The sequence below is a fragment of the Listeria marthii genome (genome assembly GCF_014227425.1).
Taxonomy (GTDB): Bacteria; Bacillota; Bacilli; order Lactobacillales; family Listeriaceae; genus Listeria; species Listeria marthii.
This window is the reverse complement of record NZ_JAASWB010000004.1, coordinates 243,281-259,558: the sequence shown is the minus strand read 5'-3', so window position 1 is coordinate 259,558 and position 16,278 is coordinate 243,281. Positions and strand designations below refer to the sequence as shown.

Here is a 16,278-nt window from a genome sequence, read left to right as displayed (position 1 = left end):
ATCTCCTAAAAAATCATTTTCCAAGGCAAAATTGGTTAAACAGCTGATCGAGTAATTCATCCTGGACAGAATCACCAGTAATTTCGCCTAGTAAATCCCATGCGCGAGTCATATCAATCTGGACGATATCCACCGGCATGCCGAGTTGAATTCCTGTTGTAACGGCATTTAACGCATCCAGTGCTTGATGAAGGAGCGCAATATGGCGGACATTCGATACATAAGTTGCATCGCCGGCATCAATATCACCAGCAAAAAATAGTGTTTTAATCGCTTCTTCTAAAGCCTCTAAACCTTCATCGTTCACTAAAGAAGTCGCGACAATCGGGTTTTCACCGGCGATTTCACGCACTTTCTCTATATCAAGCTTTGTTTCCAAATCGGTTTTATTTAAAACAACCACATAATTATGACCTGCCGCTGCTTCAAATAATGCTTCATCTTCCGCAGTTAGTTCTTCATTTTGGTTTAATACTAGCAGGATAAAGTCCGCATCCGCTAGCGCTTTTCTAGACCGTTCTACGCCGATTTTTTCGACGATATCTTCTGTTTCGCGGATTCCAGCTGTGTCTATTAAACGTAATGGGACGCCGCGGACGTTGACGTATTCTTCTATAATATCTCGTGTCGTACCAGCAATATCTGTCACAATCGCTTTTTCTTCTTGAATTAGTTGGTTAAGCAAGGAAGATTTTCCGACATTTGGTCGACCGATAATTGCTGTTGCTAGACCTTCGCGGAGGATTTTCCCTTGGCTGGCTGTTTGTAAAAGTTGCTCGACGGAAGCGCGAACTAGCTCTGTTTTTTCCAGTAGCATTCGCTGGGTCATTTCCTCTACATCGTCGTATTCGGGATAGTCGATATTTACCTCGACTTGCGCGAGTGCATCCAAAATTTCTTGGCGCAAATTGCGAATTAAACGTGAAAGATTCCCGTCCATTTGTCTAATTGCTACACCCATCGCCCGGTCTGTCTTGGCGCGAATTAAATCCATCACAGCCTCTGCTTGTGATAAATCGATTCTTCCATTTAAAAATGCGCGCTTTGTGAACTCACCTGGTTCAGCTAGGTTGGCGCCATTTCTAAGTAACAATTGCAATACGCGATTCACGGAAACGATTCCGCCATGAGCATTTATTTCGACGACATCTTCTCGTGTAAAAGTCCGCGGGGCACGCATTACTGTGGCCATCACTTCCTCAATCACTTCGCCGTCTTCTTTTATATGACCATAATGAATGGTGTGACTTTCCGCATCACTTAAACTATTTTTGGCATAAAAAATACGATCCGCTATCTGAATCGCCTCTGGACCGCTTAATCGAATAATAGCAATGGCCCCTTCTCCCGGCGGTGTTGAGATTGCAGCAATAGTATCAAATTCCATTCTTTACTCATCCTTTCTCATTAGAATTCCAGCCCAAATAAGCCTTATCCTATTTTGAATAAATTTTGGCACATGATTTTGTGCATTTTCAACAACTTACGCTCCGCTTTGACCAAAGCAATTAAATTGTTAGTATTTTGAAGGTTATCCATAGACTTATTAACATATCCACAGAAAAACCGTTAATAAAAATTCATCCCTATTATTTTAACTTATCCACATGTGAATAACAATAGTTTTATCTCTACTAGTTAAGAAAACTTAAATTTTCCGACCAAAGCTTTAAAATATCCTTCTACTTCCTTGGCTTTAACTCAATTCTTTTTCTCTATACTGAAGTCAAAAGGAGGAGAAAAAATGAAAATACATAAACTCACTTGGGTGCTACTAATAGGGCTATTACTGCTCTCATCATGTTCCGCGAAGCAGCCAGATGTATATTTATCAGCCAAAGCTGCCGCGGTTTTTTCAATCGAAAATGGCAAATTGTTATATGAAAAAAATGCCGATAAAGTCATGCCAATCGCAAGTTTAACTAAATTAATGACAGCTTTTTTAGTTCTTGAGGCTGTGGATAACAAAAAATTATCGTGGGACGAGCAACTTGATCTCGTTCGGCTCGATGATCCCTCTGCGGTTTCACTTTACGCTATTACGCAAAAAAGAACGTGGTCGGTCAGGGATTTATATAGCGCAATGCTTGTCATGTCTGCAAATGATGCCGCCGAGACGTTAGGTGACCGTTTGGAAGGAGCGAGTTTCCCTCAAAAAATGAATAATGAGGCGAAAAAACTCGGATTGTCTAATAAAACCAAATTTGTCAGTGCCAGCGGGCTTGATGTTGATGGGGAAATGGCTGTTTCTACTACAAAAGATTTATTTTTGCTATCATCTAAATTAATTTCCACTCATTCTGAAGTGCTTGAAACAACTTCCAAATCCAGCATCATAACCGAAAAAGGCGCCAAACTCGAATCAACTAACGACTTAATTGGTGCAATACAAGGACTAGACGGGCTAAAAACTGGTTTTACAGATGAAGCTGGCTATTGTTTTATTGGAACGGCTGAGCGCGGAGGAAAACGTGTTATTTCAATTGTTTTGGATGCGGATACTGCGGAGAAACGGTTTAAGGATACGGAGCAGTTGATGAAAGTTGGATTTTGACCATAATAAAAAGGGATTTGCTAAAGAGCAATATCCCTTTTTGTCACTTAACTAACTGCCAAACACGCTCAAATAATTCTTGATAGCCCGCTTGCTCCCAACGATTCGCAAAATATGGATTGTGAAAATAAACAAACGCCGTTATAATCGCGGCGCCTTGTTCCTTCCGCCCGCTAACTTCCTCTGCTTTTTGCGCTAAATGCTCTAAATGATCCTTCACCAATGCTTCATTTTGTTCAATGTAATCCGTATAAAGCAAAAACATCTTCCGATCAGTTGCATATAGCTTTCTCTTCGTCCCAGCTAAGAGCCAGAGCCAATCGTGAAGCGCCTCATCTGATGATTTCCCAGCGTCCGGCATCCACGCAAAAATTTCTTGTGAAGTTTCCTCCAGCCAACGCAATGCTAGTTTTTGAAATAAATCCTCTTTGTTTCGATAATGCTTATAAAGCGCCGCATGTGTGACGTTCAAATTCCCCGCAATATCATAAAGAGTCGTTTTCTCCATCCCTTTTTCATAAATAATTTTTTCTGCCATATCTAAAATAATTTCTTGTGATAAACGTGCCATTTCAAGCCCTCCATTCCGCTTATTCTTTGCTTTTAATTATACATGAATTTAAAAAAGTTACAAATCCTTGACAAAGTAACCAAAAGGAGTATACTTCCAACTATAAAGTTACTTAAAATAAAAAAAGTAACTATTTTACAATTAAAGGAGCGAATAGACCATGACAAATAAACGTGTTGCATTTATTTTAGGGGGTTCTGGCGGTATTGGTAAGGCAGTTGTTGAAAAATTAGTCGCGCAAGATTACGCGGTGGCTGTTCATTATGCTGGAAATAAGGCGAAAGCGGAGGCGCTGGTCGAAACGATTGTGAAAGCTGGTGGAGAAGCGATTAGCGTTGGTGGCGACGTTGCAGATGAGGCGCAGATGATTAGCGCATTCGACTTAATCGAAGCGCATTTTGGTGGGGTTGATGTCGTCGTTAATACAGCCGGCATTATGAAATTAAGTCCAATTGCCACTTTAGATATGGACGAGTTTGACCTTATTCAGCGAACCAATGTCCGTGGCACTTTTGTTGTTTCCAAGCAGGCTGCCCTCAGAGTGCGAACAGGTGGCGCGATTATTAATTTCTCCACTTCGGTAACCAGAACCAATTTTCCGGCGTATGGGGCTTATGTGGCTAGTAAGGCTGCCGTTGAGTCGCTCACTTTAATCCTCGCGCGCGAACTTCGTGGCAAAGATATTACCGTCAACGCAGTCGCTCCCGGTCCAACTGCCACCCCGTTATTCTTAACTGGAAAAGATGAACAAACGATTGAAAACTTAGCAAAAGCAACACCACTCGAACGCCTCGGACAGCCGGATGATATTGCTGAAACTGTAGCCTTTTTAGCCGGACCTGCACGCTGGGTCAATGGACAAGTCATCTTTACCAATGGCGGATTAGCTTAATTAAAAAGGAGGAAAACAAAGCCAATCTTGTTTTCCTCCTTTTATTTTATTCGCTGATTACGGAACGTTTTTTAATTGCTAAAACAATAATTCCTGATATTAATAAAGTCAGTGCCAAGAATAGAAAAGCAGACTGGTAGGAGTCAGTAGCTTTCACCAAGTCTCCGATAATCATCGGTGCAAAAAATCCACCTAAAACCCCGCCCGAATTAATAGCCGCATATTTTGTCGCAATGTGGCTCTGTTTAAATAACTTGTGCGGCAGCCCCATCAGCGTTGTAAAGGCCATAATGAGGAACACATTGCATAAACACAAGCAAATAATCGAAAGCGTCAACTGATCAAATAAATACACGCCGTACACCGTAAATGCCCCAAGTACGCAAAACGTGAAAATGACCATTGGCTCTTTTCCTTTGAAGAAACGACTAATAAAATAGCCACCAACAACACCCGCGATTAAGATACAGAGACCCGCTAAAGAACTAATATAACTCACTTCACTAATAGAAATCCCGCGCACCTCACTCAAATAGGAAGCAAGCCAACTTGTTAGACCGTAGTTCGCCGCATTGATAAAAAGTGCCGATAACAACAGAATCCACAACTTTTTGTCCTTTAAAAGTTCCGAAAAAGGTACTTTGATTTTTTCTTTTTGAGCGTTTAAATCTACTTTTGGCGCTTTGGGTACTACTAGTAAAATCAAAAATCCAATCAAAATTACTGCAATCCCAATCCAATAATATGTATTACGCCAACCTACTGTTAGTAATAGTTGCGCGATTAAAAGCGGACCAATAAAGGCCGCAAAGCCAGAGGACGCTAGCATTGCCGATTGCGCAAAACCTCGCTTATTTAAAGGGATATGCAGAGAAATATAGTTGCTGACAGATGGCGGATAACCCGCATGTCCGAGCGCCCCAGACAAGAAACGAATCACAACCAAAAACAACAAGGAATAGCCAAAACCAAAAATAACAAGGAACAACCCGACAATCATAATGGATATTGCAAGGACAGGACGTGCGCCAATCCGGTTATTTAAATACCCCATCGGAATTTGAAAAAGCGTATAACCTAGAAAGAAAGCACTTAAAATCAAACCTTTTTGACTTGGATCAAATCCTAAATCCTGAGAAACAGTTACAAGCGAAATTCCGATAGTATATTTATCCACGTATACACTGGTATAACCTATAAACAGAACAAGTAATACCATTAACGAATGCCTTTCTCCTTTTGCCTGATTCATTTGAATTCACTCCTCTTTAAATCCCGCTACTAACAAAAGAGCATAGCCAGATTCTTAAAGTCTGACTATGCTCTTTTCAAAGCTATTATCCATTTAATTTATAATAATCTAACACAACGTCTGCAACTGATTTAGCCGCAACTAACAACGCATCTTCATCAATGTCAAATTTCGGATGATGATTAAAATATGCATGTGAGACATTTTTTGGCTTTGCACCAATGTAGAAGAAAACGCCCGGGATTTTTTGTAGATAATATGCAAAATCTTCTGACCCTGAAAGCATATCATATTCAGAGATTTCTGTTAAGTACTCCCCAAGACCTTTTTGCAAACTACCAATAACTTGTTCCGTTACAGCTGGATCATTATAAAGTGGCGGATAATCGTTTGTATACGTTAATTCCACGCTTACGCCAAACATCGCCTCAATACCAGCAACAATTCGGTGGATTTCCGCATCCATTTTGTCCCGATTTTCGGTATTCATGTAACGAACGTCGCCTTCTAACTCCACAGCATCTTTAATTACATTAAAGCTACCTTTCCCGTCAAAAGAACCAATTGTTATAACACCCGTATCAAATGGATTCAAGCGTCTGCTCACAACCGTTTGAATAGCTGTCACAAAATAAGCACCCGCAACAATCGCATCATTCGCCATATGCGGAGATGAGCCATGCCCACCAACACCTTGAATTTTTAATTTAAAATAGGTGCGGCCAGCCATCGCGTAGCCACTATGATAATATACTTGACCACTTTCACCGAATGGAAATACATGAATCCCAAAAATTTGGTCCACATCATCCAAAATACCAGACTCGACAACGCTTTTCGCTCCGCCGGGTGGTGCTTCTTCGGCATGTTGATGCACAATTTTAATCGTTCCAGGAATATTTTCTTTCAGCTGGATTAAGCAATCTGCCAACACAAGTAAATAAGCCGTATGTCCATCATGACCACAAGCGTGCATTACGCCAGGATTTTTAGACTTAAATGGTAAATCGGTTTCTTCTTCAATCGGAAGTGCATCGAAATCGGCGCGCAAGGCAATTGTTTTTCCTGGTTTTCCACCTTTGATCGTTACAACGACCGCGTGGCCATTACCTACTTCCGTTGCAATTTCTACATCTTTTCCTTTGTAAAAATCTTGAATGAATTTTGCTGTTTCTGCTTCATGAAACGATAATTCAGGATGTTCGTGTAAATGACGTCTAATTTGAGTGATTTCATCTTTTCGTTCTTCAAGCATGTTCATTAACTTGGTACGCATGATAAATACAGCCTCCTATTCTTTTGCCGCTTTTAATTCGAGTGCTTTTTTCGCTGACGGTGTTGTTACCGCAACAGCAATAAGTGACACTACACAAAAACCAACATTTGTTAAAAGTCCAACCATTGCAGCTAAATCAATATTTCCGGAAAGTGCGATAACACCGTAAATTGTAGCGGAAATCGCCACACCGAATGAGCCGCCTAGCGAACTTGCCATTTTGTAAATCCCAGAAGCTACTCCGACTTTATCTTCCGGCGCGTTGGAAATAGCTGTATCTGTTGAAGGTGTTGCATACATGCCAAGTCCGATACCGAATAACGCAAAACCGATGAATACAAGTACTGTATAAAGTGTTCCCGGAACAAATGTTAGTGCCATTAATGCGATACCAACAGCTGTAATCCCAGAACCTAGAATCATTGGTTTACGCGCACCAACACGTTGCAAGATTTTTTCACCGATACGAATCATTCCAAGTACACAGACTAGATAACCGATAGAAAGTAAACCTGATTGGAATGCCGTAAAACCACGACCAATTTGTACATAAGTATTTGCAACAACAAGTGTTCCAGCTGCTGCGTTTAATAAGAAGTTAGAAAGTGTTGCGCCTGTGTAAGCTTTATTTTTAAATAGCGAGAAATCAATAAATCCATTGGCTTGTCGTAGTTCCACTCGGAAAAATAATCCTGCAGAAATTAGGAAAACAACGAGCATAGCGATTGTAATTGGGCTTGTCCAGCCAAATGTAGCACCACGAGTAATGATAAGGTTTAAACAAACCATTGCGATAACAAAAAGAACAAGTCCAAATGAATCAAATTTTGCTTTTGTATTTTGAATTACTTTGCTTTCTGGAGTGCCTTTAATTAGTAGCATTCCAAGTAGTGCGAATACGATGGAAATAATGAAAATCCAGCGCCAACCCATGTAAGTTGCAATAGCTCCACCTGCGAATGAACAAATACCAGATCCGCCCCATGAGCCGATTGACCAGTAACTAAGCGCTCTTTGTCTGTCCGCGCCTTCAAAATAAGCTTTCATTAGTGCAAGAGTTGCTGGCATAATACAAGCAGCCGAAAGCCCTTGAATAATACGACCGATAATAAGTAACGTTGCCCCTTGAGTTACAACAAGAAGTAGTGAACCGATAATGCTAAGAATAAGTCCAATATAAGTTAATTTTACACGACCAAATTTATCAGCCATCCCACCCGCTACAACGATAAAAATACCTGAAAATAGCGCGGTTAAGCTGATTGCGATACTAAGTAAATCCGAAGAAATCCCCAGATCCGATTGTACCGCTGGAATAATGTTTACCATTGATTGAGCAAATAGCCAAAACGTGATAACCCCGAAAACAATCCCAACAATAAGTTTATTTGTGCCTTTATAAGCAGTTGATGTCATTAGTTATTCTCTCCTTTTAAGTAATCTACAACACAAGCTCCCATTGCTTTTGATGCAATTAATAATGCGTCTTCATTAATGTCGAATTTTGGATGATGATGCGGGTAAAAATGACCATCAGCCGGCATCGCGCCAACATAGAAAAATGAGCTCGGACGCTCTTTTGCATAATAAGCAAAGTCTTCCGATGGCGGTTGCGGTTCGCAGCGTATAACATCCGTGATTTCTGGAATATCCGCGCCTTTAATTGATTTAACAACAAACTCTGTCAAAGCTTCGTCATTATTTAAAACCGGATAATCATTTTTGTAATCCAGTTCACAAGTAACGCCAAACATCGCTTCAATCCCGCCAACGATGCGCGTAATTTCTTTTTGAATAGTGTTGCGCGCCTCTTCTGACATCGAGCGAACATCACCTTCAAGTTCCACAGCATCCTTAATTACATTAAAACTACCTTTTCCGTCAAAAGAACCAATCGTAATCGAACCAACATCAAACGGATTCAAACGGCGGCTAATAACGGTTTGCACAGCGACCACAAATTCACTTGCTGCAACAATTGCGTCATTTGCCAAATGGGGAGAAGATCCGTGCCCACCTTGACCTTGAACTTTAAGTTTGAAATAAGAACGACCAGTTTGAATCGCACCTTCGCGGTAAAAGACTTCGCCAGTTTTCATGGTAGACATAACATGAATCCCAAGTACATTATCCACGCCGTCTAATGCGCCATCTTTAATCATTTGAATCGCGCCACCAGGAGGAGTTTCTTCCGCATGTTGATGCAGAATAACAATTTTCCCAGTTAATTCTTGCTTCATTTCGATAAGCGTTTCACCTAAAATAAGCATATAAGCCGTATGACCATCGTGACCACAAGCGTGCATTACACCAGGGTTTTTAGAGGCAAAAGCTAAACCAGTTTCTTCTTGGATAGGTAGTGCATCAAAGTCGGCACGAATAGCAAGCGTCTTACCCGGTTTTCCTGTATCAATCGTTACAACAACGCCATTTCCCCCAACATGCGTCCGCACATCGCAGTCCATACCTTTGTAAAAATCCGCCACATATTTCGCCGTATTTTCCTCTTGAAAAGAAAGTTCAGGGTGCTCATGTAAGTAACGACGAATTTCTATCATTCGATCTCGTTTTTCGTCTAGTTTTTGAAACAATTTCTCTTTCATTATCCAAACCTCCATTTTTAATACTTCTGCTGGCCAGAACATCCGTATTCTTACTACACCTTTATTATAAAAAATTTTAATCTAAAAGAAGTTTGCTTTTTTGCTTAGTTTTAGCTTGAAATTTTCTTCTTTTGTAAACGGCACCGGCCAATGTCAAAAATTCGGTGTTGAAGGTATAAAAAAAGCTCAACTGCAATAGTTGAACTTTTTAAATCGAACTTCTAAACTCATAAAAATGAATCGCATTAATATCTAAATACGCATAAAACGACCAATCTTCCGTAATTGACTCATCCGTCACCGTAAGCGTTGGCTGAGAAACATCCACAATATAATCTAAAATTTCTTGATCCATCCCATACTTACTATTCAGCTGCCAATACTTTGAATAAAGCGCCCCATTATCTCGGTCAAACTGCCATTTACGGACCTGATAATCACCAGCCTCAAGTCCCGTAAGCCGAATATGCATTTCTTTTTGCTCTTCTTTAATGAACCGTTCCTCCACCGAATAGCGCGGATTAATCGTCGCACAGTTCATCAAAATCAGTTGATATCCGTCCACATGCTTCGTCATAATAAAGTCTGGACCTTCCGCGACAACAACACCTTTAAGCCGTCTCAAAAATTTCACCGAGTAAAACGCTGGCCTTTTCCCATTAAAAAAGTGGAACATTTCAATCCCATCAAGGCTAATATTTAACTTGCTATCGTCGCCTTCATGCAGCTCCGTATTAATCCAAAAGCCTAACGCATCCACTTCTGGCACCAAATCTAGCATCGTTTTCAGAACGAGCGCGCCCCGGAAAAATGTCCCATTCGTATACCTAGTATTCCCTGATAACGTATTCCAATTCACCAACATCAACGGCTTATTAATATGATGATGCTTCAAGAACGCCTTTAACTTCAACGTTTTCGACAAACAATGATCCTCTGAAACTAAAAACGACTGCGTATCCTCTTTCGAAAAATCTACCGCTTCATTTTGGTTTGCATTAAAGGCAACAAAATCAATCTTGTCCGCTTCTTCTAAAAACCACGTGTGGCACTCTGGCACCGCATCTTTTGACAACGAAAACGGGACAAAATTCCCAACTTGGATAGCAGGAAAACGCGATTTTATAATTTGATATAGCTTCAAATAGAGTTTTCTTAACTCCTCTTTATCAGCATATGTATTTTTCGGCTCAAAAAACATAAAATGCCATTTAGAAACAAATTCCCGACCAAAAACTTGAATACAATGCCTTAAAAAATGATCCAACCTCTCAAAAACAGCTTCTTCCTCACCTAAAATATCTTGATACTCCAACCGAATAAACAACTGTAAATTCTGCTGTTTTAAAAAAGTGAGCGCTAAATCCGCATTAGCGTATGGCGAAGACGTTGGCACTAACTCATCCGTTTCCGTTTCAGGCAAAAACGTCGAACCTCTAAACAAATGGCGAATACCAATATAATTTATCCCAATTTCATCACGCGTCGTAATAATCTGCTTTTGCACGTTATGCTTCAACACTTCTTTAAGCTCACCAATCGTTAAAATATTCATATTCTTGCTGAGAGAGCGCGCCGACTTTTCCGTAATATCAATCTTCTTTTTCTCAAAAGGCGCTTTGTTTAATTCCTTACCAAGCTCCACATCATAATAAAGCCCCGCTAACTTCACTAAAATCTCCGGCGATGGCGCAATGTGTTCGATACTTGCACCCATTTGCGACGCCCGGTTTTCTATTAGCAAATTAGTTTCCGAGTGATGCTCCATGCGATATTCGCTAGGCGTTAACTCAAAATGAAACTTGAACACTTCCGAAAAATGTTTTTGACTCGAAAAGCCATTTTTAAGTGCTATTTCCGTAATAGTTTCCGCCGAATGAAGCAAATCTTGAATCGCATGTTTCAGCCGAACTTCCGTCAAATACTGCAAAAATCCCAGCCCCGTCGTCTTTTTAAAATAACGCGACAAATACGCTTCACTCAAAAACTCTTTTTGGGCAAACTCCCGCAGAGACAAGGCTTCATCAAACCGCTCTTCCACTTCCCGAATAATACGCGAAATCCGTTTATCATTAACTTCTTTCCGTGCCGAAGACGGAATTCCTCTTTTCAAAAAGCGCGTAAGCAAAAGTAAAATTTGGAACAACGCCGATTGCGCCTCTAATTTATTCGCGCGTTTTTTAGTCGCCGAGGCAATCAAAAGCTCACTAACCGACTTTCGCAAAGACCCAACAACCCGCTCGCGCCCCGGATCACTCTCCTTCGAGAAAAATTTAAACGAATGCTGGAAATAATCCTCATAATAATGCGCAAAAAATGTATCTGAAATAGTTAAATCAATAATTAAATTAGCTTCATTTCCTTCAATTGTATAAAAAGTGTTGCGATCAAGAACTAAAATATCGCCTTCCTGCAAATAAAACTTCTGCTCTGAAAGCTTAATCGTTATCTGTCCAGAAATAGCAAATACCAACTTTGTTCCAAGTGAAATTTCCGAAGTCAGCTGCTTTATATGTTGAATCCCAATCGTATAATCTTTCAAATGTGGCACATGATTCACTCCTTCGTTTAACTTAATCGGACACTTTTATATTATCATAGACGTGAAGATTAAGCGCTAGTGTTTTTGGTTGGGGTTTATAGAATCTTGCCAACTACCACCAAAAATGCTAAAATTTATTCAAAGGAAAAAACGGTTCGACCGTTTATCACTCATGTACAACATTGTATGTAAGTTGGTTATTCTTCACAAAATAAACTATTTAAGACAAGCTTCCGTTTTCTAGTCTGTCTTAAGTAGTTTATTTTTTTACTGTATAAAAAAGCCAGCCAGGATTAATTTCCCGACCGGCTTTTTGATTTTAATCTTCTTCCACTTGAATTGAAACACCCACATCTAGCAATTCTGAGATAGCATCAATAACAGAAAACTCGCCATACTTGTATACTTCCTCATTCACAACTAAAACCGGCAAAGTCTCCATCCCATTCTCGTCAAGCAGCGTCTCAACCAACTCTGGCAAGTCCTCTTTCCCGACTTCTCCTAGCTGAATATCAAACACAATGCCTGTATAATCAAAATGGATTTCTCGCTCAGCTTCACTTTGATTCATAAACACTTTCCATATCTCTAAGTTAATCTCCGACTCATTTTCCGCAGAATAAAAGTAACTAATTTGCTTCATCCTAAAATTACTTGCTCTCTAAATCATGAACAAACAGCCCACTTAATAATTTCGGCTCAAACCAAGTCGATTTCGGCGGCATGATTTCCGAAGCATCCGCCACACTAAGTAAGTCGTCCATTGTTGGCGGGTACATTGCAAACGCGACCGAATGACTGCCATTATCAACGAGACGCTCTAGCTCACCCAATCCGCGTATTCCGCCAACAAAATCAATACGATTGTCGCGACGAATATCCTCAATCCCAAAAATCGGCGTTAAAACTTGCGATTGTAATATCGAAACATCCAGCTGCCCGATAACATCACTTGGAATCACTTCACTTTTCGCCGTAAGTTTGTACCAATTTCCGTCCAAATACATCCCAACTTGTTTTGGCTTTTCGGGTTTAAATGCTTCTTTACCAACCTTCTCCACGTCAAAACTAGCTCCTACTTTGCTAAGAAAATCCGCTTCAAGTGGTACATTCACAACCCGATTATAATCAAGAATTTCTAATTGCTCTTCCGGGAAAACAACCGATAAAAAGAAATTGAATTCCGCTTCTGGCCCAGCCTCCGGGAATTCTTCACGCCGCTTCAAGCCAACTTTTACAGCAGATTCCGTTCTATGGTGTCCGTCTGCAATATATAGCGCTGGGACTTCCGAGAACGCCGCTGACAGGTCTTCTAAAATATGTGCGTCCGTAATTGCCCAAACCTTATGAGCAACCCCATGGAAGCTCTCAAAGTCGTATTCCGGCTCATTTTCCCTCACCCAAGACTCAACAAGCGTATTGATTGCTTCTTTTCCACGATAAGTCAGGAAAATCGGACTTGTATTCGCATCACAAACATCGACATGACGAATCCGGTCCAACTCTTTCTCCTCACGAGTCAGCTCATGTTTTTTAATCTCCCCATTCATATAATCATCAATCGAGGTACAAACAACCAGCCCCGTTTGCGGACGGCCATCCATCGTCAGCTGATAAATATAAAATGCCGGATTTGCTTCTCTACCAAGCCAACCATCCAGCTCAAATTGCTCCAAGTTATCAGCCGCCTTTTGATAAACAGCTGAGTCGTAAGGGGAAATCGCCGGATCTAAATCAATCTCCGCCTTATCAATATGTAAAAAAGAATATTTATTTGCATCACCAAGTTCGCGCGCCTCATCCGAATTAAGTACATCATATGGCAATGAAGCCACTTTTTCCGCTAAATTTTTAATTGGACGAATTGCTTTAAATGGACGTATGTTTACCATTGTTATCCTCCTTTTTAGTAAAAGAGCATGAACCCCTCTGGCAATAACCATCACGTTTCATGCTCTCATTATTTCCCGGGTAATAATTTAAACTGTTACACCTAATGGTTCAATAAGTCGAACACGCAAAACCCCTTGTACAGACAACAAATCTTGCTTTAATTGTTCCAAATTAGCTTGCGTTTCCTTATCGATATCAATTAACGTGTAGGCATATTCATTTTTACTGCGGTTGGTCATATCTAAAATATTTAAAGAATATTTCCCAAGTTCTGTCGTGATTTGCCCAACCATATTCGGAATATTTTTGTGGCAAATACCAATCCGCGGATGCCCATTATACGGCATTTCAACGTTTGGATAGTTAACAGAGTTTTTAATGCTACCAGTTTCAAAATAAGCTTGTAGTTCTTTCGCAGCCATTTTGGCGCAGTTTGTTTCCGCTTCTTCCGTCGATGCGCCTAAATGAGGAAATACATGTACTTTTTTATGGTTTAATAATTCTTTTGTCGCGAAATCTGTAATATATAAACGTAAAAGTCCATCGTCTAAAGCTTCTCTCATAGAAACAGCATCCACTAATTCGCCGCGTGAAAAGTTCAGTAAAACCGCATTGTCTTTCACTAATTGCAGCGTATCTGCGTTAAACATGCCGCGCGTTTTATCTGTTAAAGGCACATGCACCGTTAAATAATCACATGTTGCTAAAACTTCTTCTATCGTCATCGCGCGTTCCACTTCTTTAGAAATTCTCCAAGCCGTGTCCACCGAAACGAACGGATCATAACCAACCACATCCATTCCAAGTGATAAGGCATCATTCGCCACTAAGGCACCAATCGCGCCCAAGCCAATAATGCCCAATTTTTTACCCGCAAGTTCTGTTCCCGCAAAAGCTTTCTTCCCAGCTTCGACTTTTTGCTCGACATCATCTTCCGCCGGTAATTCTTTCACCCATTCCGTCCCTTCCAAAATAGGGCGCGCCGAAACGAATAAACTCGCAAGAACCAATTCCTTCACAGCATTGGCATTCGCACCAGGCGTGTTGAATACAACAATACCTTTTTCAGAACAATTTTCTACGGGGATATTATTAACTCCCGCACCAGCTCTAGCAACTGCCTTCACTGTTTCTGGAAAGTCAAAATCGTGTAAGTTGTAACTCCGTAGTAAAATCCCGTCTGCTGGCTGGTTCGCATCAATCACATATTTTTCAAGATCAAATGTCTTTAAGCCTTCTTTCGCGATAGCATTAAACGTTTGGATATTAAACACGTACTTCTCCCCCTTTTCTTGCATTTGCAAATTTTTCCATAAAGGCGATTAGTGCTTCAACCCCTTCAATTGGAAATGCATTGTAAAGACTTGCTCGCATCCCGCCCACTGAGCGATGTCCTTTCAAGTTTTCAAAACCATTTGCTTCAGCTTCTTTGACAAAAGCTTTATCAAACTCCGCGGAATTCGTCACAAAAGGAACATTCGTGAGCGATCTGGCAGAAGGTTCGACCGGTGAAGAAAAGAAATCCGATTGATCAATATAATCATATAATAATGCCGCTTTTTTGCGATTTAACGCTTCGATTCCAGCAACGCCACCTTGCTCTTTAATCCATTCAAATACTAATTTCGCTACATAAATGGCGAACGTTGGTGGTGTGTTATACATCGAATCATTCTCGGCTTGTACTTTGAAATCTAACATAGAAGGAAGCCCCTCCACTTGTCCTATCAAATCTTCGCGCACGATGACAAGCGTTAATCCAGCAGGCCCAATGTTCTTTTGCGCTCCCGCATAAATTAAACCGAATTTCTTCACATCATAAACGCTAGACAAAATATTAGAGGACATATCGGCAACGATTGGGACAGTTGAATCTGGCACATCAAACATCGCTGTTCCTTCGATTGTATTATTTGTTGTTACATGTAAGTAAGCCGCATCACTAGAAACTGTAGGAATTTCAGGAATATAGCTGAAATTGCGGTCTTCCGATGAGGCAATCACTTCCACCTCAACACCCTGAATTTTCTTGGCTTCGGAAATTGCTTTCTTCGCCCAAGATCCAGTATTTACATACGCCGCCTTTTTACCATTTGCAAGATTCATCGGCACCATATCGAATTGCAAACTCGCGCCACCTTGCAAAAACAGTACTTTGTAATTATCTGGAATCTCCATCAATTCTCGAATTAAGCTCTCCGCGTCGTCTAAGATGTTTTGAAATAATTCTGAACGGTGACTCAGCTCCATTACTGACATTCCTGAACCATTATAAGAGAGTAGCTCCCTTTGAACCTTTTCAAGTACCGGTAATGGTAAAACTGCCGGACCTGCCGAAAAATTATAAACACGTTCCACTCAACATCTCTCCTGTCATCAAATTTCCCCAATTACTTACAAAAATTTTCACCAATAATAGAATACTTATTGGCCAGATATGAGCCTTCCTCGTTACACTTATGCTTTTCGAAGTTCTGTTCTTAAGAAATAAAAAAAACGAACCTGTGATATTCCACACAATATTCGGATTTTTCAGCGCTTAAAAGTAAACACTGCCTTTTGTACTTTTGTATATTATAGCAGAAACAGCGCTGTTTTTCAGAAAATTTATACTAAATCTACAAATAAATGTGATGTTCCAAGTTTTTACTATAAAAAAAGCGCGAGAATCGGCTATTTAAAGCAATTCTCGCAC

The 16,278-nt window shown here is 40.4% G+C and carries 13 protein-coding genes; 2 read left to right on the top strand and 11 right to left on the bottom strand.

Annotation, left to right across the window (positions count from 1 at the left end; all coding sequences use genetic code 11):
• Positions 1-13: 13 nt before the first annotated feature.
• A complete protein-coding gene (gene mnmE, locus HCJ55_RS08955) occupies positions 14-1,387 on the bottom strand; it encodes a tRNA uridine-5-carboxymethylaminomethyl(34) synthesis GTPase MnmE (protein WP_014602307.1) in 1,374 nt (457 codons plus the stop codon).
• Positions 1,388-1,744: 357 nt separating this feature from the next.
• Between mnmE and HCJ55_RS08950 the strand changes: the two genes are divergently transcribed.
• A complete protein-coding gene (locus tag HCJ55_RS08950; protein ID WP_185517841.1) occupies positions 1,745-2,554 on the top strand; it encodes a D-alanyl-D-alanine carboxypeptidase PBPD2 in 810 nt (269 codons plus the stop codon).
• 43 nt (positions 2,555-2,597) lie between these two features.
• Here HCJ55_RS08950 and HCJ55_RS08945 read toward each other — a convergent pair whose 3' ends face one another.
• Positions 2,598-3,125 (bottom strand): TetR/AcrR family transcriptional regulator, encoded by a 528-nt coding sequence (locus HCJ55_RS08945; protein ID WP_185517839.1) that lies wholly within the window; start codon positions 3,123-3,125, stop codon positions 2,598-2,600.
• 160 nt (positions 3,126-3,285) lie between these two features.
• Here HCJ55_RS08945 and HCJ55_RS08940 point away from each other — a divergent pair, with 160 nt between their 5' ends.
• On the top strand, positions 3,286-4,017 hold the full coding sequence (locus HCJ55_RS08940; RefSeq protein WP_185517836.1) for an SDR family oxidoreductase: 732 nt from the start codon (positions 3,286-3,288) through the stop codon (positions 4,015-4,017).
• Positions 4,018-4,063: 46 nt separating this feature from the next.
• On the opposite strand, the gene HCJ55_RS08935 is transcribed toward HCJ55_RS08940, so the two are convergent.
• The 9 genes from HCJ55_RS08935 to serC all read right to left on the bottom strand — a co-directional run bounded on the left by HCJ55_RS08935 (position 4,064) and on the right by serC (position 15,941).
• A complete protein-coding gene (locus HCJ55_RS08935) occupies positions 4,064-5,269 on the bottom strand; it encodes an MFS transporter (RefSeq protein ID WP_185517834.1) in 1,206 nt (401 codons plus the stop codon).
• An 85-nt stretch (positions 5,270-5,354) separates the two neighbouring features.
• Complete coding sequence (locus HCJ55_RS08930) at positions 5,355-6,545, bottom strand: M20 family metallopeptidase (RefSeq protein ID WP_185502811.1); 1,191 nt, start codon at positions 6,543-6,545, stop codon at positions 5,355-5,357.
• A 15-nt stretch (positions 6,546-6,560) separates the two neighbouring features.
• Entirely contained in the window at positions 6,561-7,961 is a 1,401-nt protein-coding gene (locus tag HCJ55_RS08925) for an MFS transporter (protein WP_185502810.1), read from the bottom strand.
• Positions 7,961-9,163 carry a M20 family metallopeptidase gene (locus HCJ55_RS08920; RefSeq protein ID WP_185502809.1) on the bottom strand — a complete coding sequence of 401 codons (1,203 nt, stop codon included), beginning with the start codon at positions 9,161-9,163 and terminating at the stop codon, positions 7,961-7,963. The genes HCJ55_RS08925 and HCJ55_RS08920 overlap by 1 nt, the downstream gene beginning before the upstream one ends.
• 193 nt (positions 9,164-9,356) lie before the next feature.
• A complete protein-coding gene (locus HCJ55_RS08915; protein WP_185517832.1) occupies positions 9,357-11,699 on the bottom strand; it encodes a helix-turn-helix domain-containing protein in 2,343 nt (780 codons plus the stop codon).
• 310 nt (positions 11,700-12,009) lie between these two features.
• A complete protein-coding gene (locus HCJ55_RS08910; RefSeq protein WP_185517830.1) occupies positions 12,010-12,333 on the bottom strand; it encodes an arsenic metallochaperone ArsD family protein in 324 nt (107 codons plus the stop codon).
• Between the two features lie 7 nt (positions 12,334-12,340).
• The gene (locus HCJ55_RS08905) at positions 12,341-13,582 is read right to left on the bottom strand and encodes a DUF1015 domain-containing protein (protein WP_008949036.1); all 1,242 of its coding nucleotides are present in this window, start codon (positions 13,580-13,582) and stop codon (positions 12,341-12,343) included.
• Positions 13,583-13,669: 87 nt separating this feature from the next.
• Positions 13,670-14,857 carry a phosphoglycerate dehydrogenase gene (locus HCJ55_RS08900; protein WP_008949037.1) on the bottom strand — a complete coding sequence of 396 codons (1,188 nt, stop codon included), beginning with the start codon at positions 14,855-14,857 and terminating at the stop codon, positions 13,670-13,672.
• Positions 14,850-15,941: a 3-phosphoserine/phosphohydroxythreonine transaminase gene (gene serC, locus HCJ55_RS08895; RefSeq protein ID WP_185517828.1), complete on the bottom strand. Its 1,092-nt coding sequence runs from the start codon at positions 15,939-15,941 to the stop codon at positions 14,850-14,852. Before serC ends, HCJ55_RS08900 begins: the two co-directional genes overlap by 8 nt.
• Positions 15,942-16,278: the final 337 nt, after the last annotated feature.